The following is a 266-nucleotide window of genomic DNA, read 5'->3' on the forward strand; positions in this document are numbered from 1 at the left end:
GACCGCGGATCACGCCGATACGCCGCAGCCTTCGCCGCCGCAACAATCGCCTTATCGCCCTTCCCCTCAAAAGTCCCGGTATCGGCAGCGAGTTCCTCATCCACCGCGCACCGGTCCTCAACAGACAAACACGCGGTCTCTTTCACCAGCAGCGTGGCCCGCCACTCATTCAACTGCCCCGACTTCAAAGCCGCCAACGTCCGCGGCATCTCCAGCACAAGGGCCTTCGCCAAACCCAGCAACCGGGACCCACGATTCGGCGACTC

The 266-nt window shown here is 63.5% G+C and carries 1 pseudogene; it reads right to left on the bottom strand.

Going from position 1 to position 266, the window contains the following annotated elements:
• Positions 1-266, bottom strand: a pseudogene (locus AC6CH8_RS22865) (HNH endonuclease); the annotation flags it as partial.

The organism is Paenarthrobacter sp. GQ52 (assembly GCF_059759005.1).